The organism is Planktothrix sp. PLAVEN19ND, from assembly GCF_057220675.1.
Window position 1 is genome coordinate 1347146 of sequence record NZ_CM170132.1, and the last position, 26423, is coordinate 1373568.

Below are 26423 nucleotides of genomic sequence, written 5' to 3' on the forward strand. Positions count from 1 at the left end.
CTTCCCTGACTGACCTCTATATCATATAAAACCGCTATCAGCAGAGGCGATAGTAACCCCTTAACTCACTTACATTTTTTAACTTGATTATGGCTTATCAACATCGTTTGGCGACTTTGGAAGATGTGGATGCGATCGCACCTTTAATGTTAGCTTTCGCAGAAGAACGTTCTAGTATTGATCCGTCATTAACTCTGAAAAAGGATTATGATTTTCGTCAATATATCACCTATCAATTGCAAAAATCTAACTGTTTTTGTTTGGTTTTAGAAGATCAAAAATCTAATTTTATTGTGGGGTTTTTCTTCTTTTTTGCTTATGATGAAGCCCCACCCCCACAATTACCAGAAAATTTGCGTCATCAATATGAACAAGAAAGCCCATTTTTATCTCGACGTGTTGCTTCGGCGTTAGGTTTATATGTACAGCAACAACATCGCAATGCGGAAGCGATTCAACAATTAATTTTAGCAGGCATTGGGTATGTTGATCAATTAAAAGTCAGTGACATTGATGTACTAATTTCGGCGGAACAAAAGGGGATTCAATCATTATTAGAACGTTTGGGTTTTACCAAATCTGCCGTGCAGTATACTCGTCATTATGACATTTCATCGGATGCAGAATTACCTTCTTTACATCCTGCCCATCCTGAGTTATTAGATTTAGAATTACCCGAACCAAGTGCGATTCCTTTACGCAACCCAGAAACGAATGAATTAGTTAGAAATGATCGGGGAGAACCTGTATTTTTATTCCCTTTACGAGATGAAAAAGGTCAACTGGTTAAAACCAGTAATCAACAACCAATTTATCCTATCCCTTTACGCGAACCAAAAAACAATGAGTGGGTATTTGATCGGGTCGGTCAATTAATCGTTTCTCCAGTTTTATTGGATGAACAAGGTGAAGTTTTTGAGTATCAAGGTATTCCCCAATTTTATCAACCTGCGTATCAATTTATTAATGGGAGTTTGTCTTTACAACAGGATGAAAATGGTTATTATATATTCTCTGATGTTGAACGGGATCAACAAGGCAATATTGTCAGAACGCCTGAAGGTTTTCCCGTGTTTAAATTAAGTTTAAGATAAGAGAATAGGGATGAGAAATATGCAGTTAAAATCAGAGGTACATTGGATTAAACATCCTGATGGATACTGGATTTTAAGGAATCCTCAATTTGTGACATTTTTACAAGTCGATGAACTCGATAAACGAATTATTTGCCAACTTGGTAAAACAAATATTCAGAACATTATTGCTGAATATAAAGTATCTTTAGAAGATATCCAAGAGTTGCTACAAATGTTAGCAGCAACGGGAATGTTAGAAGGAACTCAACCCCCGGCTAAAAAATTTAAGTTAAGTCAAATTCTTTACTTCAAAGTTCCTTTGTTTAAACCGGATCGCTGGTTAACCCAAATGGTTCATAAGTTTAAATGGGTTTGGACAGAACAATTTGCAATTATCCTGGCTGTTTTCTTCATTCAAACTATTATTATCTGGTTCTTGTTTTCTCATCGATTAATTCTCACCCATGACCAAGTTTGGGGAAGTTTTACCCAGGGAAATTGGGCACCTATTTTCAAACTGTTGGGATTCAGTTTGTTGGTGATTTTATTCCATGAGTTGGGTCATGCTTTGACCTTAAAACATTATGGGGGAATTGTGCCAGATATCGGGTTATTGTGTATGGGTTTTATTCCTGGATTTTATACCAATACTACTGACCAATATTGTTTAATTTCTCGGCGAAAACGGGTTTTAGTGGTGGCGGCTGGGATAATTATGCAGTTAATAATTTGGGCGATCGCTTTTTGGCTGTTTCTATTTGCACCTGTTAATAGTGAACTCAAACAAAATAGTTATCTGTTGATGACGGCTGCTTTATTAACTGTGATTTTAAATCTCAATCCCCTGAACAAATTTGATGGGTATTACTTGTTAGTGGCTTGGACTGGTATTAATAATTTAAGGGCGCGATCCTTAGAGTTTTATCAACAACTTCTTCGCCTGGAACACAGTTCGGAATCACCTGCTAACCAAATTACGTTATTTTTTTATACCCCTTTAAGTTTGGTTTATACCTTTTGGATATTGGATTATTTAGTTTCAACTTTAAGATTATGGTTGAGTGAAAATTCAGCCATAATCTTTGATTTTTACTCAGGAATTTTATTTCATTAATTTAACCAAGGAGACGGAACACCATGAAAATAAATCGCATTGTTAGATTAGGAATTGCTTGTTTAACACTCAGTCTTGCTAGTTTTTCCTCTAGCACAATTCCTGTGCAAGCTCAAACTCTAGCAACCTCTCAAACTAGCTCTAATATTAATACTAACTCTCCAGAAATAATGGCTCTGAGCAGCCCGACTCAACAACCCAGTTATAACCTTTCTCAATATTTGAATCAACTGGCTAATTCCTGTAATCAAAATTCATATTTGCCGGGTTCATCTCCAAACCAAAATTCTGTTTCAACACCTGAACCCGCTACAATGGCTGGTTTAGCATTGATAGTTGTGTTCGGACTGGGTTTACGGAGAAGACAGAAACAATATTAAATTGAGGAGACTTGATTTAATTAGAGGAAAAACTTCTGATCTGGAATTAAATAACTAACAAGATCAGAAGTTTTTCCATGCCCTATAATAGAATAGAAGGTTAGTTAGAAGATGTTCGTTTAAATGGGGAAACAGTATTTAAAATTACAACTCTTAACGGTTGATCAACTTTCTGCTGTTGTGGAACTCGATCAACGGTGTTTAGGGGGACTTTGGACAAAAGACGGATATCAAAGGGAAATAGAGAGTCCCAATAGTGATTTAATCATCTGGAAACGGGAAGGAAAAACCGGGGATCAAGAACCTAAAAAAGAAGAATTCCAACTCCCTCAAATAGAATTAACTGATGTTGAGAGTTCGAGTGATCAACTAATTGGAATTGGTTGTTTGTGGGCAATATTAGAGGAAGCTCATATTACTATTTTAGCAATTGATCCAGAATATCAAGGAAAAGGATTAGGTCAGGCGTTATTATTTCAATTATTAGTATCGGCTTGGAAACGTAAACTAGAACGAGCTACCCTAGAGGTGAAAGTTTCTAATCAACCTGCGATTAATTTATATAAGAAATTTGGGTTCAAAGAAGCAGGATGTCGTAAAGGATATTATCAAGATACCGGAGAAGATGCGTTAATTCTGTGGCGCGGTGATCTCCATCATCCCCATTTTCCCAACACTCTCCATCATTGGTATCAAGAGATTTGTTTAAAATTGAATTAATTTAATGTTGAGATTTAACCTCTATTTTCTGATATTGATATGGACGATTTTTAGCCCCCCAAATCCTTTTACCTTGAGCATCAAAGCCCCGATCTTGAGTTTCCATCCCATTTTGATCTAACTTAATCGTATTCGTAACTTTAACCGCTCCTTTAAAATTAGTGACACAGCCTCCGGGTTGAGTTTCACCAATATATTGATTTCCCACAGGTTTCAAAAATACACTGCACTTTACATTCTCTATTTCTTGATCACTGATCACCCGGTCTGATAGAGGTTTCTTGCATAAATCTATCCATTTTTTAGGATTAATAGGTTTAAAACTAATAGACTCAATCCTATTTTTATCAATACTGGGAATAATTTCCAAAAATCTCTGACGATAGGGTTTTGATAAATTGCGAGTTAAAGCTTGTTCTTGATAGAGAAAAATCCCTTGAGATTGTTGAACAGAAAGGTCTGTATTGTTCAACTTTACCTCACAAGTTGTCATCCGAACACTGGGCGCACCAGGAATTGCTTTAGCCTGGGCTGAAGTCTCCATTATACCCGTCAAATAGGATGTGACCTGCTGAACATGACCCGCCATCGGATCAGGTTGAGTCCCACATCCACTTAAAATAACCAGAACCCCTAAAATAGAAACAGGAGATAGTTTGATCATGAGAATATCCAAAAGGTCGTAAGCCCTTGGGGGCTTCTCAACATTGTATTAACATAACCTGTAAATTATTATTATGCCAACTTACACCGGAATTTCTAGCGAAGCCTTTCGTCATCCCCTAGATAAAGAAGCAGAAGTTGCTTTAAGAAGTGTTCCAGGCTTTGATTTAATCGCGAGTAAATTTGTCGAATTTATCTACGAACGTCCTCAATATGTTTACTTAATGGGAAATGCTTTGCAAGTAGGGCCTAGACAATATGCTAGTATTTATCATGTTTTTCGGGAATGTGTGCGAGATTTAGATATTTTTCCCGAACCGGGTTTATTTGTCTCTCAAAATCCCCAAGTTAATAGTTATGCCTTGGGACAGGAACACCCCTATATTATTTTGAATACGGGTCTTTTAGACTTAGTAGATGAAGCCGAACTAAGAGTCGTTTTAGCCCATGAATTAGGACATATAAAATGTGGTCATCCGATTTTAAATCAGATGTCAATTTGGGCGATGGGTGTGGCTTCAATGATTGGGGAATTAACTTTTGGGTTAGGAAATTTAGTCAATAGTGGCTTAATTTATGCCTTCTATGAATGGCGAAGAAAAGCCGAATTATCGGCAGACCGGGCGGCATTATTAGTAACGGATGATCTCAAATCTGTGATGAAATCCATGATGCAATTAGCGGGAGTGAGTACGAAATATGCCCATGAATGTAGTTTAGATGAATTTATCCGTCAATCCGAACAATATCGCGATTTAGATCAAGATGGTTTAAATCAAGTTTATAAGTTTTTATTTTATAATGGGGGTCAAGGCATGATGTCAAGTCATCCCTTTCCCGTGGAACGAATTCAATATTTAAAAGAGTGGAATGATTCAGTGGAATATGGTGAAATTCGTTCCGGTCATTATCAACAAGCCACCGCAGAAGGTTCGGTTAACGTAAAAGCCGAAAAATCTCAGGATGAAGTCGAAGATTTACGCCGACAAATTGAGGAGTTACAAAATCAAATTAATCGAATTAAGTTTAAATAATTTTGTTTTCCGTTAAACTCCGCAATAATTCCACCGCTACCCGTCGATAATCCGAAGCGGCTTCCCTGGAATTATGACTTTTTGCCTGAATAATTGGCACCCCTTCCAGGGGACAACGTTCATGGGCTTTATAGGCGCGAATAATGTTTTTAAATACCGGAATCCCCGCTTCTTGTAGGGATTTTTGGGCATCAAAAGCATCCCCTAAACTACGGGGGTCAACTTTAGTCATCAAGACCCGATGGGGAACCTTTGACGGGGTAATCGCTGATCTCACGGTTTCAATTAAAGCGACTAAATCCATGGGTGCGGCTTGGGTCGGTAACACCAAATAATCAGCCACCTGCACTACGGCTAATAACGCATCGGATTTTAACGCTGGAGGCGTATCCACCACTACCAATTCATAGTCCTGTACCTGCTGCAATCGAGACAGTAAACTCGGGTCAGTCTCCGAAGAATGCTCAAAGGGCATTTCTCCCCCGTGACCCTGTTCAGCCCACCAACAGGCGGAACCCTGGGGGTCTGTATCGACTAAAAGGGTGCTAAAGTTGTGGGCGAGAATAGCAGCCAGGTTAATGGCGGTTGTGGTTTTACCCACTCCCCCTTTTCCATTGGCGATCGCAAGAATTTTGGCCATAGTTATAGGATCCGGTGGCAAGCACATTTCAGTTTAACGGATCAAGAGACAGCCTTGACCGTTAATTATTAACTGAAAAAGAGTTAATCTAAACCCGTTATCCTTTAAGCTAAAAATCAATATAGCGGAATGTAAGACTATGGATGCCACTAAACTCTGGCAACGCTACCAAGATTGGCTATACTACCATGACAGCTTAGGACTGTACTTGGATATTAGTCGGATGCGATTTGACGATGATTTTGTTGCATCCTTATTGCCCAAGTTTGATCAGGCTTTCAAAGCCATGGATGCCTTAGAAAAAGGGGCGATCGCCAACCCCGATGAAAACCGGATGGTCGGCCATTATTGGTTGCGCGACCCCGATCTTGCCCCCACCCAGGATCTCAAGCTAGAAATCGTTGAAACCCTAGAAAAAATAGAAACCTTTACAGCCAAGATTCATCAAGGGGAGATCAAACCGCCGAATGCAGCCCAATTCACTGATATTTTATCCATTGGCATTGGCGGATCGGCTTTGGGGCCTAAATTTGTGGCGGAAGCCCTAGCCCCAGATCACCCAGTCCTGAATATCCATTTTATTGATAACACTGACCCTAGAGGCATCGATCGGGTTTTGGCTAAACTTGGCGATCGCCTCAAGAGTACCCTGGTGTTGGTCATTTCTAAGTCCGGTGGCACTCCAGAACCGCGTAACGGCATGATTGAGGTACGAAATGTCTTTTCTGCTCAAAACCTGAACTTTGCCCAACAAGCCGTGGCTGTTACGGGTGTCGGGAGCAAACTCGATCAACAAGCCCATGCTGAAGGCTGGTTAACCACCTTTCCCATGGCCGATTGGGTGGGGGGACGAACTTCTGAATTATCGGCCGTTGGGTTATTGCCTGCGGCCCTACAGGGGATTGATATTCGGGGAATGTTGGCTGGGGCGAAAGCCATGGATATCGCCACCCGCACACCGGAGGTAAAAACCAATCCGGCGGCATTATTGGCCTTGGCTTGGTATTATGCCGGAAATGGTAAGGGCGAAAAAGATATGGTAGTTTTGCCCTATAAAGATAGTTTGCTGTTGTTTAGTCGTTATTTACAACAGTTAGTTATGGAATCTTTAGGGAAAGAAAAAGACCTTGATGGCAATATTGTCTATCAAGGAATTGCAGTTTATGGGAATAAAGGATCAACGGATCAACACGCCTACGTTCAACAATTACGCGACGGAGTTCCTAACTTTTTTGCCACCTTTATTGAAGTGTTGAAAGATCGATCTTCCCCTTCGATTGAAATTGAACCTGGGGTCACATCTGGGGATTATTTATCGGGATTTTTACTCGGAACTCGGCAAGCATTGTATGAAAATCAGCGGGATTCGATTACTATTACGGTTCCCGAAGTTAACCCCACAATTGTCGGGGCGTTAATTGCTTTGTACGATCGGGCGGTGGGTTTATATGCGTCTTTAGTGAATATTAACGCTTACCATCAACCGGGTGTTGAAGCAGGGAAAAAAGCAGCCGCAGAGGTTCTGGACTTACAACATAAAATTATTCAAGTTCTGCAAAACTCAGGTCAACCCCTATCTTTGGAAACCCTCGCCCAACAAGCGGGAGTCCCCGATCAAATTGAAGCCATTTATAAAATTCTGCGACATTTAGCAACGAATAAACGCGGGGTATTATTAGCAGGAAATCCAGGAAAACCAGCATCCTTAATGGCAAGTTATCAATAATTGAGTGTTGACAGTCAAATATTGAGGTGTTAGTTATTAACTGTTAATTATTAACTGTTAGCGATCAGAGATCTCGCACTGCTTACCTCCCCTGCCCCCCCTGCCTCCCTTGCCCCCCCTGCCTCCCCTGCACCCCTGCCCCCCCTGCCCCCCTATCTCCCCTGCTCCCTGCTCCTCTGCCCCCCTATCCCTATGCCTCTAACAATTCTAGTTGTTGATGATGATTTAGGGACTCGCCTCTCGATTAGTGATTACTTGGACATTTCGGGCTATTCGGTAATTGCCGCGGAGAATGGTCGGGAGGCGCTGCGCCTGGTGGAGCAATATCAGCCCCACCTGATCGTGACAGATATTGGTATGCCTGAGATGGATGGCTATGAACTGATCAAGCAAGTCCGCGCTCGTCCTGTTTTTCGTCTGCTTCCGGTGATTTTTTTAACCGCCCATACCAGTACCAAAGAACGAATTCGGGGGTATCAACTCGGATGTGATAATTATTTGCCCAAACCCTTCGAGTTAGAGGAGTTGGGGGTCGTGATCAGGGCTTTATTAGAGCGATCGCAATTAATTGAGTCGGAATGGCGAGTCCGTCTGGCGGATACGGTAAGTGATGTCTCCGATGGGGTTTTAGATCCCGTCGCTACCCAGTTGCAACCAACTTTTGAGATTAGTCTAACCCAACGAGAGTATCAAGTCCTAGAGTTGTTAGCTGAGGGACTCTCTAATATTGCCATTGGCGATCACTTACACCTGAGTCCCAGAACCGTTGAGAAATATGTCAGTAGTTTATTAAGAAAAACAGATAGTAATAATCGTACAGAGTTGATCCGATTTGCCCTAAAAAATAATTTGATTTCTTGATTTAGAGGGAATGGGGAATGGCCAATAATTTATTACAAAATATTAAGCTGTATTGCAAAGCGTCACAACTGAAGGGGGAAAAATGGTTTCCTGGTGAGGGTCTGTGATACCATCACTCAAGAATAAAAAGACAAGATAGATATTGGGGGAAGACCTTTGACACTACGGGTTGCTGTTGTTGGTTCTGGCCCTGCGGGTGCTTCCGCGGCCGAAACGCTAGTTAAAGCAGGCATTGAAACCTACCTGTTTGAACGCAAGCTGGATAACGCCAAACCCTGTGGTGGGGCGATCCCGCTTTGTATGGTCAGTGAGTTTGACTTACCGGCTCACGTCATTGATCGGCGGGTGAGAAAAATGAAAATGATCTCTCCCTCAAACCGTGAGGTCGATATTTTCATTGAAAAAGAAGACGAATATATTGGAATGTGCCGTCGGGAAATTCTCGATGGGTTTATGCGCGATCGCGCCGTCTCTTTAGGAGCAATTTTAATAAATGGTACTGTTCATCAATTAAAAATTCCTCAAACTAATTCCGCCCCCTATGTGCTGCATTATCATGATCACAGCACGGCTGAGGATGGCGTAGGTACACCGAAAACCCTAGAGGTGGATGTAGTCATTGGGGCTGATGGGGCGAACTCCCGCATTGCTAAAGCCATTGATGCCGGGGATTATAATTATGCGATCGCTTTCCAAGAACGCATCCGCATTCCCGAAGATAAAATGGCCTATTACGAAGATCGGGCGGAAATGTATGTCGGTAACGATGTTTCCCCCGACTTCTACGCTTGGGTATTCCCCAAATACGACCATGTAGCCGTGGGAACGGGGACAATGAAACCCAACCAAGCCATGATCAAACAACTGCAAGCGGGAATTCGCGCCCGGGCAGCCCACCGGATCGAAGGCGGTAAAATTATTAAGGTGGAGGCTCACCCCATCCCCGAACATCCCCGTCCCCGTCGGGTGGTGGGACGAGTGGCTTTGGTGGGAGATGCCGCCGGGACAGTTACCAAGTCCTCGGGAGAGGGGATCTACTTCGCCGCCAAGTCGGGCCGGATGTGCGCCGAAACTATTGTGGAACGCAGCAATAGCGGTAAACGCATTCCGACAGAAGCGGATCTGAAGGACTATATTAGACTCTGGGATAAGAAATATGGCATTACTTATCTGGTGTTAGATATTTTGCAACGGGTATTCTATCGGACGGATGCGACCCGGGAAGCCTTTGTAGAAATGTGTTCGGATCGGGATGTGCAGAAGTTAACCTTTGATAGCTATTTGTACAAAACCGTTGTTCCGGCAAACCCTTTAATTCAGATGAAAATTACTGCAAAAACCCTGGCGAGTTTGTTACGCGGCAATGCGTTAGCACCTTAATCAGTTATCAGTTATCAGTGTAGAGACGTGCCATGGCACGTCTCTACACTGATTATAAGGAGAAATTTAAGTATGAGTTCAACAAACCCGTCTGAAACCCAACTAAATGCGACGGATATTTTGCAATTGGTACAACAGGAGAAAACAGCAACCTTGAGTCATTTAGTATCGAGTGTTGTTCATGAAATTAATAATCCATTAGGCTGTATTACCGGAAATATTACTTATATTAAAGATTATGTTAAAGATTTATTGAATTTAATTGAATTGTATCAAGAACATTATCCTAATCCGGTCGATGAAATTACCGATGAAATTGATTCTATTGATTTAGAGTATTTAATCGAAGATGTGCCAAAATTGTTAGCTGCGATGGAAAATGGGGCAGAACGGTTACATCAAATTAGTAATTCTTTACGGACGTTTGGGCGGTTTGAAGGCGATCGCCAAGTCTTATTTAATATTCATGATGGCATTGATAGTGTATTATTAATGTTAAAAAGTCGCTTCAAAGGCACTAAAATTAGATCTCCGATTGAAGTTGTTAAAAATTATGGGAATATTCCTGAAATTAATTGTTATCCGGGACATTTCAATCAAGCTTTATCTTATTTAATTAATCATGGGATTAATTCCCTAGATAAAAAAGCAGAAGCTCACCCTGGCGATCCTGAATTTAAACCTACAATTATCATTAAAACCGACTTAAACCAAGATTCTGTGGTTTTATCAATTCAAGATAATAGTTTAGGAATATCTGAGGACGTTCAAAATGCAATTTTTGAGGATTTATTAATTACAAAACCTGTATTACAAGGAAGTGGAATTGGTTTATCAGTTAGTCGTCAAATTATTGAAGATCGGCATCAAGGCAGAATTCTCTGTCGGTCATCGGTGGGAACTGGAACAGAATTTATTATTGAACTTCCTCTGTCTTCATGAGTTAATAATAGATTGACAAAATTTTACGAGGACTTGAAAATGACTCAAAACTTGCGTGTTGTTGCTCGTGTTGTGGCGTTACCGAATCAGGTGGAAGCGTTAAAAGCGGTATTATTAGGGTTAGTGGAACCGACTCGCCAAGAAGCAGGTTGCTTACAATATGATTTATTACAAAATCAGGAAGATTCAACGGATTTTACCTTTGTGGAAACATGGGAAAGTTTAGAGCATTTACAAACCCATTTGGCAAATGTTCATCTTCAAGCTGCTGCACTTGCAATTAAGGATTTAGTTGCTAGTCCACCGGATATTCGGTGTTATGATCGGATTTTATAGGGTTTAATTGTTGAGATTAAAAATAGGATTTAAGTCTAAAATAAAACCCTTTAAAATATTTTCTCCTGATAATTGAAAAGGGTTTTGTAAGATTTCAACAGGTTGATTGATTCGATATATTTCTACTTTTTTTTGAATGGGATCAATTAGCCATCCTAATTCTACCCCATTTTGTTGATATTCTTTCATTTTATTTTGCAGCGTGGTTAAACTATCGGTTTTTGACCGTAATTCGATCACAAAATCTGGACAAATAGGGGGAAATTTTTCTCTTGCTTCTGGTGTTAATTGTTGCCATCTTTGTAGTTGTATCCATGACCCATCGGGAGAACGATTTGCCCCATTAGGAAGTTTAAAACAGGTAGAAGAATCAAAGGTAACTCCAGTTTTATCTTGTTGACTCCAGGTTTCTAACTGAAACAAAATAGAAACATTTCTTCGTCCTGTTTCTCCTCCAGTTGGTGGCATAATTATTAAAACTCCATCAGCAGTTTTTTCAAATTGTAAGTCTCTATTTTCGCTACAAAGTTCAAAAAATTGTTCATCGGTTAAATTGTGAATAGAGGGTAAATTGAGAGTTAATCTTTCCACCATAAAAGTTACCCTTTTTAGGACTATTAAAAGATGATTTAATTATAACTGTTTTTGGTAGAATTACCAATAGTATTACAAACAACTCCCCAAATTCCTGATAAAATTATCCAATTCAAGGTATTTACTCTAAAATCAAATAAACTGACATCAAAACAGTTAAACAAAATTAACGCTAAAAAGGTAATTAAATAGCTATAATAAATTAATCGCTCTGAAGGATTAGTTAAGCTATTTTTTAATAACAAAAATCCTTGACTTAAAATCCCACCTATTATTCCCATAAAAAATACTGTTGTAGGAATCCCCATTTCAGCAAACAGCATTAAAAATAAATTATGGGGATGACCTAACCAAACATTCATTTTAGCTTCATATAGGGGCGTAAAATTTCTTAATCCCCATCCGGTTAAGGGGCGAGTTTGGGCTAAATTTAAGGCAAATTTCCATTGGGTAATTCTGAGGGTTTCTACCGGACGCACAAAATTTTCATCGGTAATTCTTTGCCAAAAATAAGCGGGGATAATCATTCTTAACCCTTCTTTAATCGGAGAAGGTGCAAAAGCTGACCCGAAAACAGCCGTTACTCCTGTAGTCACTAATAAGATTAACCACCACCATCCTAAATATAAAGCATAGGCTAAACTTGATAAAACTGCTAATCCCCAGGCATTACGGGAGTTGGTTAAAATCAAGTCAATTGCTGTTAATAATATTGTGATAATTAATAGTGTTATTTTCTGGTTTTTATTCAGAATATAACCATCGTCATTCTGGGATTTATTTTGCCATTCTTGAATGAGTAACCCTAGGGTTAATGTGAAAACAATCACTAGATATGCTGCCAAAATATTAGCATACATAAATACCGAGGACATTCGACCCACCGGGTTACCATTTAGTTGTAAACTCCAGCCTAAAATACCCTGTAAACTATCAATTCCCGACCAGCTAAAATATTGTTGTCCTAGTCCCAAAATTGTCACGGGAATAGCACCAAATATCATTAACCATGATAACTGTCGCAATTGACTAGGGGTTTGGATAATTTCACTTAACCCCGCAAACATAATAAAATAGGGAATAAAATTATTTAAACCCAGGAAAGATTCAAGGGGATTATCTGCTAAAATAGAAATAATAACTAATAAAATACTAACAATAGCTAACCCTTGATTAATGGGATTTTTCCGAATAAATTGAAACCGTCGTTGATAACTAATAATTATCCCTAAAAAAATAGAAATGCTGCCAAATATTGGTAGAATAGGAAATAAAAACACCCCCCATTGTAAACAATTCCAAGGTAACTGTAATCGTCGTTCTGGGTGGGGTAAAAGTATGGATTGCATGGGTTAAAATCGGTCAAAAAACCTTAAATCAGTATTAAGAATAAGCCCAATCTGAACGGGTTAAACGAATTTGTGCTAAAGTAAATATGGTGGGAATAATCCTAGCATAATTGGTAGAAATTGCTCGCCATCCTAAGTCAGCCACTAACCACGTCCATAATAACGGCCCCAGGAAAGAAAATACACTGCGAGTTAACCCATATTTAGTTGCCGTAACCGCCATTCCTCGATTTGCGGCTTGAATTGCAACATAATTTTGAAATTGAGTGGCTGCGGTTGCGCCTCCTGTGATTAAGGCTTCTTTTGCTACTTGATATTTAGCAAAATGTAAAGCAAATTGACGGGCTATTTGTCCTAAAATTATCGGTCGAATAACAGAATTAACGGCTACCAAACTTCCAGCTTTAAATAACCATCCTAACGGATCTTTTTGGGCAGAAATTGGTAAGGGTTGTAAAGGTTTTGTTTCAGTTAATGCTTTTTGAATTTTTTGGGTGAGGTTAGTTTGTTCTGACTGGGGTAAACGTTTCCAAACTTGACCTAAAAGATGCAAAAAAACCTCCGCTTCTAAATCAGAAGTTGACAGGTTTTTTGCATAGGAAATTCTCAAATAATGACAGACTTGAATTAAGGCTTGGCGGTAAGTCACCTGTTGAGTTTTTCCCCGTAAAACCGTCACCCCATCGGCGGCAAGATAGCGAAAACGCTGTTCTAAAGCATCTAACCAGGCTTCCCTGTCTCGACTTTGAACGTCGATGGGGGTGGGAGTTTTTACATAGTCTAAAGGGTTCAAACCCCGACTAAACAAGAGTTCCGTTAACTGTTCCAACTCATCTTCTGTTGCCAGTTCTAATCCAGATCTAAGTTCGTCCAATGTTGATATCCTCCTCAATTGGGAGTTTTTCCGTTTACCATTCTACTACAATTTGGGAAAATTTGTTATTCTTGAAATTATCCATAATCCGTGTTTGTCTTCCTGTCAATTAAAGTTACTATTTCTAATATTCCCTGAAGGAATAGAAGCAATTAATTGGCGAGTATAGGCTTGTTTGGGATGACGATAAATTTCTTCGGCGGTTCCGGTTTCTTCGATTTTTCCTTGATTCATCACAATCATGCGATCGCTCATAAATTTTACTACACTTAAATCATGGGAAATAAAAATATAAGTCAGATTAAATTCAGATTGTAACTCTTTTAAGAGGTTCAAAACCTGCGCCTGTACCGACACATCCAGGGCCGAAACCGATTCATCACAAATAATAAATTTAGGATTTAATGCTAAAGCTCTAGCAATACAAATTCGTTGTCTTTGTCCCCCGGAAAATTCATGGGGATAACGGCGTATTAAATCAGGATTTAATCCGACTCTTTCTAATAAATAAGCCACGCGATCGCATTTTTCCTTAAAACTATCTCCCACTTGATGAATAATTAAAGGTTCCATTACCGCCTCCCCAATGCTGATTCTAGGGTCAAGGGAACTAAACGGATCTTGAAAGATAATCTGCATATTCCGCCGCACCCAACGCATTTTATGATTAAACTGTTGCTGATTTCGATAATTGGTAAATCCACTAAAGATAGCTGTTTCTAAATAAGGTGCGGTAATATCCTGACCTTCAAATAATACCTGACCACTCAAGGGTTTAATCAGTTGTAAAATCGCTCTGGCTAAGGTGCTTTTTCCACAGCCTGATTCTCCAACTAATCCCAAGGTTTCCCCGGGATAAACCTCAAAAGAAACATCATTAACCGCCATAAATAACCGTTTAGTTTGACCCCATACTCCGGGGATTTTAAAACCAACCCTTAAATTTTTAACCGATAAAAGCGGATGATCTGAGGCCAGACTTGATAAAAAGGATTTAGAACTTAAAGCACTATTAGAAATATTATTATAAATTTTATTAACTTCCGATTGAGGTTTTTCCCGAATTTCTTTTTCTCCATTTTCCAAGGTAACAACTTCCATAAAATCCGCCACCGTGGGTAGTCTGACCGCCGGGTTATCTAAGGTAGGACGACAAGCTAATAATCCTTTAGTATAGGGATTTTGAGGGGCTGTAAAAATTTGCTTAATCGTTCCTGACTCGACTATTTTTCCCTGGAACATGACCGCCACTTGGTCAGCAATTTGAGCGACAATTCCCAAATCATGGGTAATAAAAATCATCGCCATTCCCCGATATTCTTGTAACTCTTGAAGTAACTCTAATATTGTGGCTTGTACCGTCACATCTAAGGCCGTTGTCGGTTCATCCGCAATTAATAATATGGGGTTACAAGAAATAGCCATAGCAATCATTACCCGTTGCAATTGTCCCCCGGATAATTCATGGGGATAGCGATCTAACATGGCTCGTTTTTGAGCATTCACCTGTTGAATTACTTCTCTTTTTCTGGTGCGTTTATCCTGTAATTCCTGGGGAGAACGGGATGTTGCTTGATGGTTTTGTTCTTCTAATGCTTGCTGCATTAATTGATCATCACTGGGAAGTAATTTGACTTCCTGTAATAAGGATGCGGCTTTCCACATCGCCTGTTTGGGAGAGATTTGTTGATGCTGAATAATAGCTTCTGTTAACTGAAACCCAATAGTAAATACGGGATTTAAGGAGGTCATAGGTTCCTGAAAAATCATAGAAATTTGACCGCCTCGATAGGTTTGTTTTTGAGTTGATGAAAGTTGTAATAAATTAACGGGTTGGGAATAGGAGTTATAGTCTTCAGATTCGGGAATTTGAAACCAAACTTCCCCGCTAACTTGAGTGGTTGCGGTGGAAAGTAACCCCATAATTGCTAATGCTGTGACGGATTTTCCTGAACCGGACTCGCCCACAATTCCCAGGGTTTGTCCCCGTCCGACCTGGAAGGAAATACCATCAACGGCGGCGACCGTCCGTTCGTCGGTTTCAAACTCCACCCGCAGATTATTCACGTTCAGGACAGGATATTGCATGGAAGTTACCATCTACATATATATGAATCAATTTAACAGAAGATGGGGAAATAGGGGATAGAAGGGGGTCGCACTAACCGGAAAGGATAGCATCAATGCTAAAATAAGAAAATATCTACTTTACCCAATTATGAATATTAAAGCTATTGTTCACGAAGCAGAAGATGGAGGATATTGGGCAGAAGTTCCAGCACTTCCTGGATGTGTGACTCAAGGAGAAACGTGGGAAGAAGTGATGGAAAATCTGCAAGAAGCGATAGAAGGTTGGTTAGAGGTGGCAAATGAAAGTCTAAAGGAAAAAGAAACTGACCGCATTGTGGAAATTGCAGTATGAAATCAATTTCTGGGAAAAATTTTTGTAAGATTTTGGAAAGAAAAGGCTGGATTTTGAAAAGAATCAAAGGTAGTCATCATATTTATCAAAATCCCCAAAATAATAGGATTGTTTCTGTTCCAGTTCATCGGAATCAAGATTTAAAGCTCGGAATATTAGGTGTTCTTATGAAAACTGCAAACATATCTGAAGATGAGCTAAAATAATCAACTTTTCTTGAATCAATCGCTATTTATTCTGAAGTATAGCAAGTCTCAATCAGTTATAAAAATAGCTCGAAATCCAAATAATCGTAGGGGCGAGGCGCGCCTCGCCCCTACAAGGGAATGTAAGTATTTTTTAGGGTTAATAACCCCGATCATTGTGAGTGTACAATTCATTTAGACTTGCTATAGAAGCTAGAAAAAATTTAACGGATGTTCCCTTTTTTCCTGATCTTCTTGTTCCAATGCAGAGCATTGGAATACTAATATTGAGGCTCTGCCTCAAGTAATAATAGGAGACGGAGCCTCCATGAATAGCATTTCTAGGTAGAACCTAGAAACGAGGGGAAATGGATAATCTTTTTTAGGTTTTACCCTCAACTATTTTAATTTCTTCTTCTGTTAATCCATACAATTCATAAACCAGTTGATCGATTTGTTGTTCTAATATTGTTGTATCTGCATTGGGGTGGGATTTTTTGGCGGTGAGGATTTGATTAACTAATTTTTCTAATAACAATTCTTCAGTTTCCGTAGGTTCTTTAATAGGTAACATTTCAATTTTATACTTTTTCCATCTATTTGTACCCATTCCTGTGGTAGTTGAAATTTGGTTAAAGTACCATTCTGATAATCTTGAATTTAGAATTGCTAACAAATACTTAAGTTTTTCACCCATCATCAAAAAGGTAGTAGCTTCAGCATAATAGTTAGAGTCATCAAAAGCAAATTTAGGTTGATCAGAAATCTCACCCCAAACAATTTTAGGTTTTTCAAAATCTTTCCAGTAAGCAATAGAATCTTGGGTTTCAAACCATTGATTATTTGTCTTTTTTCTACTACCTTCAATACCAGACTGCTCTAACCTTTTTTTTCCAATTTTTTCAAAATAAGCCATAATAGCTGGATAATTTTTAATATCTAAAGCTAGACTAGGGAATGTACCTATTACCCATTGACTTGAAAAAGTATAACTATATTTTTTTAAATCTCTACCTCTTAAAATTGGCTGAATTATTTCAGCAGAATTAAAACTTTCAGAGATTAATTTATTTTTAGTTTCCTCATTTATAATAAAAGCCGCGTTTAGTCCAGTAAGTAAACCTCTATTAATATTAATATTAAATTCTTTTAAAAGTTTAGAAGATTGCTCTATTTTTAATTTTAAATCAGTTGTTTTTATATTACCTATAATCCATTCTGATCTGCTAGGTATTTTAAATTGAAAACAGTTTTTATCAAAATACTCATCTAATGAATAACCGATAAGATAATTATTCGTTAGACTAGCAACATCAAAATATTCATTTACTTTATCTTTTTTGAGAATTATGATATTTGATTCAACAGTTGCTTCTTCAAAAATCTGAATATCTTCAATATTTAATAAAGTCTGAGGTTGCATATTTTCAATGAAATATTTCTTTAGTGAATCACCATAAATAGTTTTTAACCAAGAATTAGAAGTAATGTAAGCTAAAAATCCTCTTTTTCTCAAAACACAATTTCCTTTTTCATAAAACAAGCAATAAATATCTGAAACCTTTGTATATGTCTGATAGTTATTCTCAAAATAAGCAGTTTGATATTTTTCCTTGATTTTGGATAGAGAAAAATAAGGCGGATTTCCAATAACAACATCAAAACCAATGAAATTAGCTTGATTATCCAAAATTTCAGGAAACTCAAACCGCCATTCAAACGCATTTTCATAAATTTTACCGCTTTCGATTTCCTCAATTTCCACCCTTAACTTATCAATCTCATTATTCAACTTAATAACTTTCTTCTCCCGGGCTTTTTGTTCAGTTTTAGTTTCCTCAAATAGCGAAAGTTGATTCTCTAAATTATAAACTTCCCCCTCTAACTGTCTTAACTTAGTTTTTCTAGGGTCAACTCCTTGAAGTGTGGTTTTAAAATTACTTTTAATACTATTAATTAACCTTTCCATCTCCCGCTTTTGCTGTTTATTCTCCGCATGGCGATAGGTCTGGACAGCGTTTTGATAGGTTTCAATATCAATCTTACTTTTCTTTAACGCCGGTTTTAAGTCCGCATCCAAGGGAAAACGACTAATTAAAGAGTTACCGCACTTGATATTAATATCAATATTCGGGAGGGTTTCCAATTCCGTGTAATTACTCTCCGCTTGATAATAGGCATTTTTTAACAATTCTATCCATAACCGTAACCGACAAATTTTAACCGAATTGGGGTTAATATCCACACCGAATAAACAATTTTCGATAATCGTTTGCTTTTCGTGAAATAGGGTTTCTTGGATGCGTTGACTTTCTCGGTTTTGCGGTGTATAGGTAAACGGTTGATGATCTTCATCGGTGATAATTAATTCATCATTTTCTACAACAATTTGATATTCTTTTAATCGTTTTCCAGTTTGATCCTGTAAAATTTTTAGATCATTTTTAATCGCAATTATTTCATTCAAAGCCGACACTAAAAAATGTCCCGAACCCACCGCCGGATCACAAATTTTTAAACTATTAATAATTCGATTCGCTTCGGTTCTATCTTCTATTTTATCATATAAATCATCAAGAGTTTGACAATTCCAACCTTTAATTTCATTGAATTTCTGGACAACGGCTTTCCGTAAGGTTTCCCGACACATATACATGGTAATAAAACCAGGGGTAAAATATGACCCGTCTTTATAACCATTAATTTTCTCGAAAATTAGTCCTAAAACCGAAGCATTAATCAAGGTTTTCTGATCTTCTTGAATTCCTTCTGACCCTTCGCTACTAAAATCATAAGCATCGAGAAACTCAAATAAATATTGTAGGGTATTCAGTTCTCCGGTGCGTTTATTTCCGTTAGGATCTTTTAAGACGGTTGATGATAAAATCGAGAGTTTTTCGGCTCTCAGGTTACTAATAACTAGGGTTTGATGTTCGAGTTCGGTAGGTTCAAATAGGGAACTATTTAGATAGGGAACATTAGCAAATATCTTGTTTATATCGGGCTTTCTCTCACTAGATTTAACCGCTAATACTTGGAAAAACAACCGATCTAAATCATCAAAATCATGAATTTTATCTAAATTTAAAAAGGCAAAATTGCGATCGCCTTTATGGTAACTAATGAGTTGAGATTCTAATAATTTTAAGAATAAAATTCGGTTTATCCAAGTAATTGATAGCTCTAAAGCAATATTAAAAACCTGTTCGGGTGCAGTTTCTCCAAATTGTTCGGGTTTTTCTAGTCGGGAAATTTTATCTAAACTATCAAGTTGTAAAATAGCATTTTCTAGTAGTGAAGCTGGATTTCTTTGTCCTTCGGGTTGACGTTTGATCAGTTTTTTATTCTTTTCTTTGGTTTCTGTTAAACCGATCAGATAGAGTAATTCACTATAAAAGCCTTTATCCAGGGTATTACTATCATTAGCGGTCGGTAATTTTAATAAATGTTGCGGCGAAAGTAACTTAAATAAAGCGATCAGTTTTTCATCATTTTCGGGGTTATCATCTCTAACAAATGCTTCGTAGTCTTGAATATTAAAATAAGTGAATTGTAGTTCATGTTTAATCTTTTCTATGGCAGGTTTGGCAATTTCCCTATAGAAAAAATCGGTCGTTTTACCCGTTAAGCGTCCGGCTGCAAAATCTTCAAATTGTTGAATTAATTGTTTATTCTCACAAAAATATTTTTCAAAAATCTGAGCATCAAAGATAAACCATTCATTAATATTAGTAGCAATTAAATGTTTGATTTCTAGGTTATTATGGGTAATTCGTTCCCTCAAAAAATATAAAACTAACTCTTGTAAGGCTTTGGCGTTCAGGTTTTCAATCTTAACCATTTCCGCTTTATTTTTAGGTTTCTTGACTTCCAGAATAATACCTACACTGCTTTTAGAATCTTTTTGATTGTGAATCACTAGATCTTTACGTTCTTTGGTATTAATAAAATAATTAGGGCTATAATAGGTATTTTTCAGGAAATCAGCCATCAAATTTTTATGAAATTCTTCATATTCCTTTTCATTGATTTGCTCTAGGAGATTAATCAAATTAGCTTTAAATTGTTCAATATCGCTGCGGCTGACTTTGACTTTCAGAAAGGCTTTATTTAAGGATTCTCTGGGTTGTCTTTGGTTATTCATGTATCAGCAACAAAGTTACTCAACTACTTATATAGCAAGTCTAAATGAATTGTACACTCATAATGATCAAGACTATTAACCCTAAAAAATGGACACAAATTCGGTGTGTAGTGTAGTGTAGTAGCGCGCCTCGCCCCTACGATGATTCGGATAGCTATATTACCCGCCCACCGACACAATGTAACGAAATATTACAAAAATGCCGTCATAGAGGCATAACGTCTTGACATCTTGAAAAAGGTTCGTTATCTTGGGACACATACCCGGGTACACAAGTTCACAGTCTTATGCAAAATAAGCAAAAAGTCACTCTCTATATTCCGCCGGAACTGCATCGCAAATTAAAAATAAAAGCGGCAGTTGAATCAGAGCCGATGTCATCCATTGCTGAACGGGCAATTGTTTTTTACCTGAACAATTCCGAATTGGTAGATGAAGTGGAGGCATCCTATGGACAAACCCATCGGGTTTACTCCTGTCCAGACTGTTCTAGTTCCATCATTATTAAGGACGGGGAATTAGCCTCATTAACAGAGCAACCCAGCATTAATAACGATGATGAACTGCCTGTCGGGTCTGTGAGAGAGATGGAATCTAGCACAGCCCAACCAGGAGAAGAAGAATTGGTTCCCTGCTAAATCCTTAAGCTTGGTCTAAGGTTAGGACTAGCAGATTCTGTAAACGTCAAACCGTCTCTATTGGATCGAGGACTATGCAAGAAGAACTCAGTATCTTAATTGAAGCCCGATATCCTCTGATCTACCTCGTTACCTCTGAGGAAGAGCGGTCTGAGCAGGCTATAGCCAAAATCGCACAAGCCAAGCGCCAGAGAGAGGTTTATGTGTGGACAGTCACTCGCGGTTTAGTCAAATACGATCAGACGAGAACGGCGGTTCAATCTAACACAGTCTCTCCCCAGGCGGCGATCGATTGGGCGATTCGGCACAAAGAGCCTAACGTAAGCGGAAGTATTTATATATTTAAAGACTTGCATCCCTTCAAGGATTCCCCTGAAGTGACCCGGTGTTTGCGGGATGCGATCGCCAGTTTCAAAGGCACAAATAAGACCATCATCTTAATGTCGCCGATCCAATCTATTCCTATCGAGCTAGAGAAAGAAGTTGTGGTTCTGGACTTCGCTCTGCCCGATATGAAGGAACTGAATCTAGTATTAACCTCCCAACTGGAGCAAGCCCGGTCTCGACGTTTAACCACCGAAGGACGAGAAAAACTGCTCAAAGCAGCCTTAGGGTTAACCCAGGATGAGGCCGAAAAAGTCTACCGGAAAGCCCAAGTCACCGCCGGACGCCTCACAGAAGAAGAAGTGGGTGTTGTTCTGACCGAAAAGAAACAACTGATTCGACGCAATGGCATCTTAGAATACATTGATGTCGATGAAACCATCGATTCCGTAGGCGGTTTAGAAGAACTGAAACGCTGGTTACATCAACGTTCCAACGCCTTCACCGAAAGAGCACGGGAATATGGTCTACCCCAACCCAAGGGGATGTTAATTTTAGGGATACCCGGATGCGGAAAGTCCCTGATTGCTAAAACCACCTCTCGGTTATGGGGATTGCCCCTACTCCGGTTAGATATGGGTCGGGTCTATGACGGTTCCATGGTGGGCCGTTCCGAAGCCAACCTGAGAAACGCCTTAAAGACGGCTGAATCAATCTCCCCCGTGATTTTATTTATCGATGAATTAGATAAATCCTTTGCGGGTAGTGGCGGATCAGCAGATTCCGATGGTGGAACCTCAAGCCGGATCTTTGGATCATTCCTCACCTGGATGCAGGAAAAAAGCTCTCCCGTATTTGTGATGGCAACGGCCAACCGCGTTGAACGCCTGCCGGGAGAATTTCTGAGAAAAGGCAGATTTGATGAGATCTTCTTTGTGGATCTACCCACCCAAGAAGAACGCCAAGATATTTTCAAAATTCATCTGTCCAAACGTCGTCGGGAAATCGAACGCTTCGACATAGAACAACTGTCTAAGGTTTCCGAAGGCTTTTCTGGAGCAGAAATTGAGCAGGCCGTAATCGCTTCGATGTACGAAGCCTTTGCTCAAGACCGCGAGTTTACGCAGCTTGATATCATTGCCGCGATTAAGTCCACCCTGCCCTTGTCCAAGACCATGAACGAACAGGTCACCGCACTACGAGATTGGGCAAGACAGCGTGCACGTCCGGCTGCGTCCTCCGTCGCTGAATATCAGCGCATGGAGTTCTAAAGGCTTGCTCCTAGTCCAAATAGGAGTTAAGGCTAGTCCCTAAAACTGACTAGCAGTTCCCAAAAACGAAAAAAGCCGTCCCCTTATAAAGACGGCATCGATTCTAACCAAACCGTTGTTGTTTCGTTTTCAGTTCACGGAGGATACCGAAATGTCTCACTTTAGCACACTGCGTACTAAAATCGCCGATTCCGAAATCCTGAAAGCTTCTCTGAGTGATCTGGGTATCAGCACTAAAACTAATGCTGATGTCCGTGGCTATAATGGCCAACGGGTTCGTGCCGACTTGGTTGCAGTCCTTGAAGGCGAATATGACCTCGGTTGGTCTCGCAACAGCGATGGTACTTTCGATTTAATTGCTGATCTGTGGGGTGTGGCTAAAAAACACAACCAAACCGAACTGATCAACTCTATCAACCAAAAATACGCCGTTAACAAGACCTTAGCTGATGTTAAACAGCGCGGTCTGCAAAACGCCAACGTGAAATTGGTTGTCCAAAAATAGTTGGTCTAAGCGTTCCCAAGCTTGCGGGTTAACCTAAATTTATAGGGGTTGACCCGTTTTTCTATTTGCAACTAGATCAATTTATAGGATATCTTGGTACTATTCATCAAAGTGGATCGGTAATCTACTACTTAAAAAACGTAGCAAATTCTCATGCAAACTGAAGCTTTTAGCGAGCTTTTTCCACTATTCAAAGGAGCCAATCCTGAAACGTTAGAATGGCTGCTATCCGTTGCTGTCAAACATGAATATCCGGCTGATAGGGCGGTGGTCATGGAGGATGCGTGGGGAAATGCAGTCTATTTTGTCGTTTCTGGATGGGTGAAAGTCCGACGCTTATCAGGGGATGAAGTGGTCACATTAGCCATTTTGGGGCGAGGGGATTTCTTTGGGGAAATGGCAATTTTAGATGAATCTCCCCGAGCCAATGATGTGATCGCCCTATCTTCCGTACGATTAATTAGTGTTTCGGCCCAACGCTTTATCCAGACGCTGTTTAAAGATCCCCAACTTCACCATAGAATGTTGCAGTTGATGGTGCGTCGTTTGCGTCAAACCAACCAACGCTATCAAATTCGTCACCGTCCTCCGGCGGTTAAACTTGCCAATACCCTGGTAGAATTAGCTGAAAATTACGGTCAGCCCACGGAAAAAGGGGCGGATATTTTTAATATTCCTTTCCAAGATTTAGCGGATGTTACAGATATTTCCTTGGAAGAAACAACTAAAATTATGGATAAAATTATGAGTAAAGGTTGGATGAATATTGATGAAGAACGACAAGTCATTCATTTACTCAATCTCAAACATTTAAACCATCTTTCTAGCCAATAAATCAAAAACATTCAACGCTAAAATTCAGCGTTGTTAATTTTCCCTTCTGTTAACGGAGGGGAAAATTATTGTTTATTAACAATTTTTTAGCTATAAAAATTATGACTGAAGCGATTCAAACCCTTGCTGATCATCAGGCTACAATTATTCCTAGCTTACAGTATTGGGTAGCCCTTCCCAAACCCGAATCCCATTTATTTGAAGTCACCTTACGCATTCAAAAAGATATTATTTTATCCTCCGTATTAGATTTAAAAATGCCCGTTTGGACTCCGGGTTCTTATTTAGTGCGGGAATATTCCCGACATTTACAGGATTTTGCTGTTCGTGACCAGGATGGAAACCCTTTAAATTGGCAAAAAATCAGTAAAAATCATTGGCAAATTCAAACTAATTCCGCCACAGAAATTATCGTTTATTATCGAATTTTTGCGAATGAATTAAGTGTGAGAACCAATCATTTAGATAGTTCTCACGGTTATTTTAATGGGGCGGCTTTATTTTTATATATCCCAGGATATGAACAACAACCCTTTCAAGTTACCATAGAACCTCCTAAAAATTGGAAGGTGAGCACTACTTTACCGCCTATTTCCCATCAATCTAATACATTTTATGCTCCTGATTTTGATACCTTAGTGGATAGTCCCTTTGAAATCGGAACCCATCGTTTATATGAATTTGAAGTTGAGGGAAAATCCCATCAATTAGCCATTTGGGGAGAGGGAAATCTTGATCCTGAAAGGTTAATTACGGATTTCCAAAAAGTTATCGCCGTGGAATCGGAATTATTTGGAGGACTCCCCTACGAACGTTATTTGTTTTTATTACATCTTTCTAATCATGGCTTTGGTGGTTTAGAACATAAAGAGTCTTGCTCTTTAATTTATTCTCGATTTGGCTTCCGTAGCTCCGATAAATATAATCGATTTATGCAGTTAGTCGCCCATGAATTTTTCCATTTATGGAACGTTAAACGCATTCGTCCGAAGGCTTTGGAAGTGTTTAATTATGAACAGGAAAACTATACTCCCTCCCTGTGGTTTTCCGAAGGAACCACCAGTTATTATGATATGGTCATTCCCTATCGGGCGGGAATTTTTGATGTTCAGGGCTTTTTTCATGCCATTTCCAAAGAAATTACTCGTCTACAAACCACTCACGGGCGGTTAGTTCAACCTTTAAGTGAATCCAGTTGGGATACTTGGATTAAACTTTATCGGCGAGAATCCCATAGTGATAATAACCAAATTTCCTATTATTTAAAAGGGGAATTAGTTTCGTTTTTACTAGATTTATTAATTAGAAATAAACATGGAAATGCCCGTTCTCTGGATGATGTGATGCGTCAAATGTGGGAAACCTTTGGTCAACCAGAAATTGGCTTTACTCCCGAACAATTGGAACAGATTATAGAGTCCGTTGCGGAAATATCTTTAAGCGATTTTTTCCAAGAATATTTGTATGGAGTTACCGAACTTCCTTACAATGAATATTTAGAACCCTTTGGTTTACAAGTAGTTGCAGAAACCACCGATGAAACCCCCTATTTGGGCTGCAAAGTTGTATCGGAAAAAGGCAGAGAAATAATCAAATTTGTAGAAGCCCATAGTCCCGCAGAAACCGCCGGATTAGATATTAATGATGAACTTTTAGCCCTCAATGGATTTAAAGTCACCTCCGACCAATTCCATGAGCGCTTAAAAGATTACAAACCAGGGGATAGAATAGAATTAACATTTTTTCATCAAGATTTATTGCGAACTTGTCAAGTTACCTTGACCGCTCCCCGTCCTAATCATTACAAAATTGTTTCCGTGGCGCAACTCACCCCCCAACAGAAACGAAACTTTGAAGGTTGGTTAGGCTGTCCCTATCACAAATTATGAGATGATTAGGGGGAAATATTCACAGGTTAGGTTAATGGAAGTCCCGCCGCCTCCTTCAATTACACCCCGTCAAATGAATCTTCTGCGGGTTGTAGCATCGATGGCTTGGTCAGATGGAGAATTAGCCACTGAAGAAGTTAATCTGATGCTAGATCAGTTGAGCCGTGTGTTTGCCAAACAGGAACAACAACACCAGGAACTTCAACAGGAATTAAGGGATTATTTAATGCAAAATATCCCCTTAGAGGAGTTAATTCCTAAACTAGAAACCCAAGCCGAACGGGAATTGGTACTCATTTTAGGATATGAAGTGATTAACTCCAGTTCTCGTACCCCAGATGAACCTAAAATTAACCCCGAAGAAGCCGCCGCGTATCAAAAGTTATTAGACTTACTGAATCTCCCTCCAGAGGTGGTTCAACGCTTAGAAGTTGAGATGGATAATCCCTCTCATTCTAAAGCGGAACTAATTGAAACCATGACTCGTAAATTAGGAGAGTTTATTCAAAAATAAAAGATGAC

At 39.2% G+C, this 26423-nt stretch carries 25 protein-coding genes; 18 read left to right on the forward strand and 7 right to left on the reverse strand.

Annotated features, from left to right (window positions below):
- Nucleotides 1-89 precede the first annotated feature (89 nt).
- The 4 genes from AC2D3N_RS05800 to rimI all read left to right on the forward strand — a co-directional run bounded on the left by AC2D3N_RS05800 (nucleotide 90) and on the right by rimI (nucleotide 3290).
- Nucleotides 90-1094 carry a hypothetical protein gene (locus tag AC2D3N_RS05800; RefSeq protein WP_484693066.1) on the forward strand — a complete coding sequence of 335 codons (1005 nt, stop codon included), beginning with the start codon at nucleotides 90-92 and terminating at the stop codon, nucleotides 1092-1094.
- A gap of 19 nt (nucleotides 1095-1113) precedes the next feature.
- Nucleotides 1114-2190, forward strand: coding sequence for a site-2 protease family protein (locus AC2D3N_RS05805; RefSeq protein WP_484693067.1), 1077 nt, complete (start codon nucleotides 1114-1116; stop codon nucleotides 2188-2190).
- 23 nt (nucleotides 2191-2213) lie between these two features.
- A complete protein-coding gene (locus AC2D3N_RS05810) occupies nucleotides 2214-2570 on the forward strand; it encodes a PEP-CTERM sorting domain-containing protein (RefSeq protein WP_079677140.1) in 357 nt (118 codons plus the stop codon).
- Nucleotides 2571-2693: 123 nt separating this feature from the next.
- On the forward strand, nucleotides 2694-3290 hold the full coding sequence (gene rimI / locus AC2D3N_RS05815; protein WP_079677141.1) for a ribosomal protein S18-alanine N-acetyltransferase: 597 nt from the start codon (nucleotides 2694-2696) through the stop codon (nucleotides 3288-3290).
- A gap of 1 nt (nucleotide 3291) precedes the next feature.
- Here the strand turns inward: rimI and AC2D3N_RS05820 are convergent, their stop codons facing one another.
- Nucleotides 3292-3954, reverse strand: coding sequence for a chromophore lyase CpcT/CpeT (locus AC2D3N_RS05820; protein WP_484693068.1), 663 nt, complete (start codon nucleotides 3952-3954; stop codon nucleotides 3292-3294).
- A 73-nt stretch (nucleotides 3955-4027) separates the two neighbouring features.
- Between AC2D3N_RS05820 and AC2D3N_RS05825 the strand changes: the two genes are divergently transcribed.
- Complete coding sequence (locus tag AC2D3N_RS05825; protein WP_079677143.1) at nucleotides 4028-4987, forward strand: M48 family metallopeptidase; 960 nt, start codon at nucleotides 4028-4030, stop codon at nucleotides 4985-4987.
- On the opposite strand, the gene AC2D3N_RS05830 is transcribed toward AC2D3N_RS05825, so the two are convergent.
- Nucleotides 4980-5627: a ParA family protein gene (locus AC2D3N_RS05830; protein WP_079677144.1), complete on the reverse strand. Its 648-nt coding sequence runs from the start codon at nucleotides 5625-5627 to the stop codon at nucleotides 4980-4982. The genes AC2D3N_RS05825 and AC2D3N_RS05830 overlap by 8 nt on opposite strands.
- Nucleotides 5628-5766: 139 nt before the next feature.
- Between AC2D3N_RS05830 and AC2D3N_RS05835 the strand changes: the two genes are divergently transcribed.
- The 5 genes from AC2D3N_RS05835 (at nucleotide 5767) to AC2D3N_RS05855 (ending at nucleotide 10872) form a co-directional block, all read left to right on the forward strand.
- Entirely contained in the window at nucleotides 5767-7353 is a 1587-nt protein-coding gene (locus AC2D3N_RS05835; protein ID WP_079677145.1) for a glucose-6-phosphate isomerase, read from the forward strand.
- Nucleotides 7354-7545: 192 nt separating this feature from the next.
- Entirely contained in the window at nucleotides 7546-8214 is a 669-nt protein-coding gene (locus AC2D3N_RS05840) for a response regulator transcription factor (protein WP_079677146.1), read from the forward strand.
- 156 nt (nucleotides 8215-8370) lie between these two features.
- Nucleotides 8371-9594 (forward strand): geranylgeranyl reductase, encoded by a 1224-nt coding sequence (gene chlP, locus AC2D3N_RS05845; RefSeq protein WP_079677147.1) that lies wholly within the window; start codon nucleotides 8371-8373, stop codon nucleotides 9592-9594.
- Between the two features lie 72 nt (nucleotides 9595-9666).
- Entirely contained in the window at nucleotides 9667-10536 is an 870-nt protein-coding gene (locus AC2D3N_RS05850; protein WP_079677148.1) for a sensor histidine kinase, read from the forward strand.
- Nucleotides 10537-10575: 39 nt separating this feature from the next.
- Nucleotides 10576-10872: a putative quinol monooxygenase gene (locus AC2D3N_RS05855; RefSeq protein ID WP_079677149.1), complete on the forward strand. Its 297-nt coding sequence runs from the start codon at nucleotides 10576-10578 to the stop codon at nucleotides 10870-10872.
- A gap of 3 nt (nucleotides 10873-10875) precedes the next feature.
- Here AC2D3N_RS05855 and AC2D3N_RS05860 read toward each other — a convergent pair whose 3' ends face one another.
- The 4 genes from AC2D3N_RS05860 to AC2D3N_RS05875 form a co-directional block, all read right to left on the reverse strand.
- Nucleotides 10876-11466 (reverse strand): Uma2 family endonuclease, encoded by a 591-nt coding sequence (locus tag AC2D3N_RS05860; protein WP_079677150.1) that lies wholly within the window; start codon nucleotides 11464-11466, stop codon nucleotides 10876-10878.
- Between the two features lie 35 nt (nucleotides 11467-11501).
- A complete protein-coding gene (locus AC2D3N_RS05865; RefSeq protein WP_079677151.1) occupies nucleotides 11502-12815 on the reverse strand; it encodes an O-antigen ligase family protein in 1314 nt (437 codons plus the stop codon).
- Nucleotides 12816-12849: 34 nt separating this feature from the next.
- On the reverse strand, nucleotides 12850-13689 hold the full coding sequence (locus AC2D3N_RS05870; RefSeq protein ID WP_079677152.1) for a YaaW family protein: 840 nt from the start codon (nucleotides 13687-13689) through the stop codon (nucleotides 12850-12852).
- A gap of 105 nt (nucleotides 13690-13794) precedes the next feature.
- The gene (locus AC2D3N_RS05875) at nucleotides 13795-15777 is read right to left on the reverse strand and encodes an ABC transporter ATP-binding protein (protein WP_079677153.1); all 1983 of its coding nucleotides are present in this window, start codon (nucleotides 15775-15777) and stop codon (nucleotides 13795-13797) included.
- 130 nt (nucleotides 15778-15907) lie between these two features.
- Here AC2D3N_RS05875 and AC2D3N_RS05880 point away from each other — a divergent pair, with 130 nt between their 5' ends.
- Together AC2D3N_RS05880 and AC2D3N_RS05885 are read left to right on the forward strand one after the other, a co-directional pair.
- Nucleotides 15908-16111: a type II toxin-antitoxin system HicB family antitoxin gene (locus AC2D3N_RS05880; RefSeq protein ID WP_079677154.1), complete on the forward strand. Its 204-nt coding sequence runs from the start codon at nucleotides 15908-15910 to the stop codon at nucleotides 16109-16111.
- Complete coding sequence (locus AC2D3N_RS05885) at nucleotides 16108-16317, forward strand: type II toxin-antitoxin system HicA family toxin (protein WP_079677155.1); 210 nt, start codon at nucleotides 16108-16110, stop codon at nucleotides 16315-16317. Before AC2D3N_RS05880 ends, AC2D3N_RS05885 begins: the two co-directional genes overlap by 4 nt.
- A gap of 361 nt (nucleotides 16318-16678) precedes the next feature.
- Here the strand turns inward: AC2D3N_RS05885 and AC2D3N_RS05890 are convergent, their stop codons facing one another.
- Entirely contained in the window at nucleotides 16679-20440 is a 3762-nt protein-coding gene (locus tag AC2D3N_RS05890) for a class I SAM-dependent DNA methyltransferase (protein ID WP_484693069.1), read from the reverse strand.
- 287 nt (nucleotides 20441-20727) lie between these two features.
- Here AC2D3N_RS05890 and AC2D3N_RS05895 point away from each other — a divergent pair, with 287 nt between their 5' ends.
- The 6 genes from AC2D3N_RS05895 (at nucleotide 20728) to AC2D3N_RS05920 (ending at nucleotide 26415) form a co-directional block, all read left to right on the forward strand.
- Complete coding sequence (locus tag AC2D3N_RS05895; RefSeq protein ID WP_484693070.1) at nucleotides 20728-21078, forward strand: slr0373 family blue light stress response protein; 351 nt, start codon at nucleotides 20728-20730, stop codon at nucleotides 21076-21078.
- Nucleotides 21079-21152: 74 nt separating this feature from the next.
- A complete protein-coding gene (ycf46, locus tag AC2D3N_RS05900) occupies nucleotides 21153-22673 on the forward strand; it encodes a stress-responsive protein Ycf46 (protein ID WP_484693071.1) in 1521 nt (506 codons plus the stop codon).
- 151 nt (nucleotides 22674-22824) lie between these two features.
- On the forward strand, nucleotides 22825-23178 hold the full coding sequence (locus tag AC2D3N_RS05905) for a DUF1257 domain-containing protein (RefSeq protein ID WP_079677159.1): 354 nt from the start codon (nucleotides 22825-22827) through the stop codon (nucleotides 23176-23178).
- 153 nt (nucleotides 23179-23331) lie between these two features.
- Entirely contained in the window at nucleotides 23332-24012 is a 681-nt protein-coding gene (locus AC2D3N_RS05910) for a Crp/Fnr family transcriptional regulator (RefSeq protein ID WP_079677160.1), read from the forward strand.
- Between the two features lie 101 nt (nucleotides 24013-24113).
- On the forward strand, nucleotides 24114-25901 hold the full coding sequence (locus AC2D3N_RS05915) for a M61 family metallopeptidase (protein WP_484693072.1): 1788 nt from the start codon (nucleotides 24114-24116) through the stop codon (nucleotides 25899-25901).
- 34 nt (nucleotides 25902-25935) lie between these two features.
- A complete protein-coding gene (locus AC2D3N_RS05920) occupies nucleotides 25936-26415 on the forward strand; it encodes a tellurite resistance TerB family protein (RefSeq protein WP_079677162.1) in 480 nt (159 codons plus the stop codon).
- Nucleotides 26416-26423: the final 8 nt, after the last annotated feature.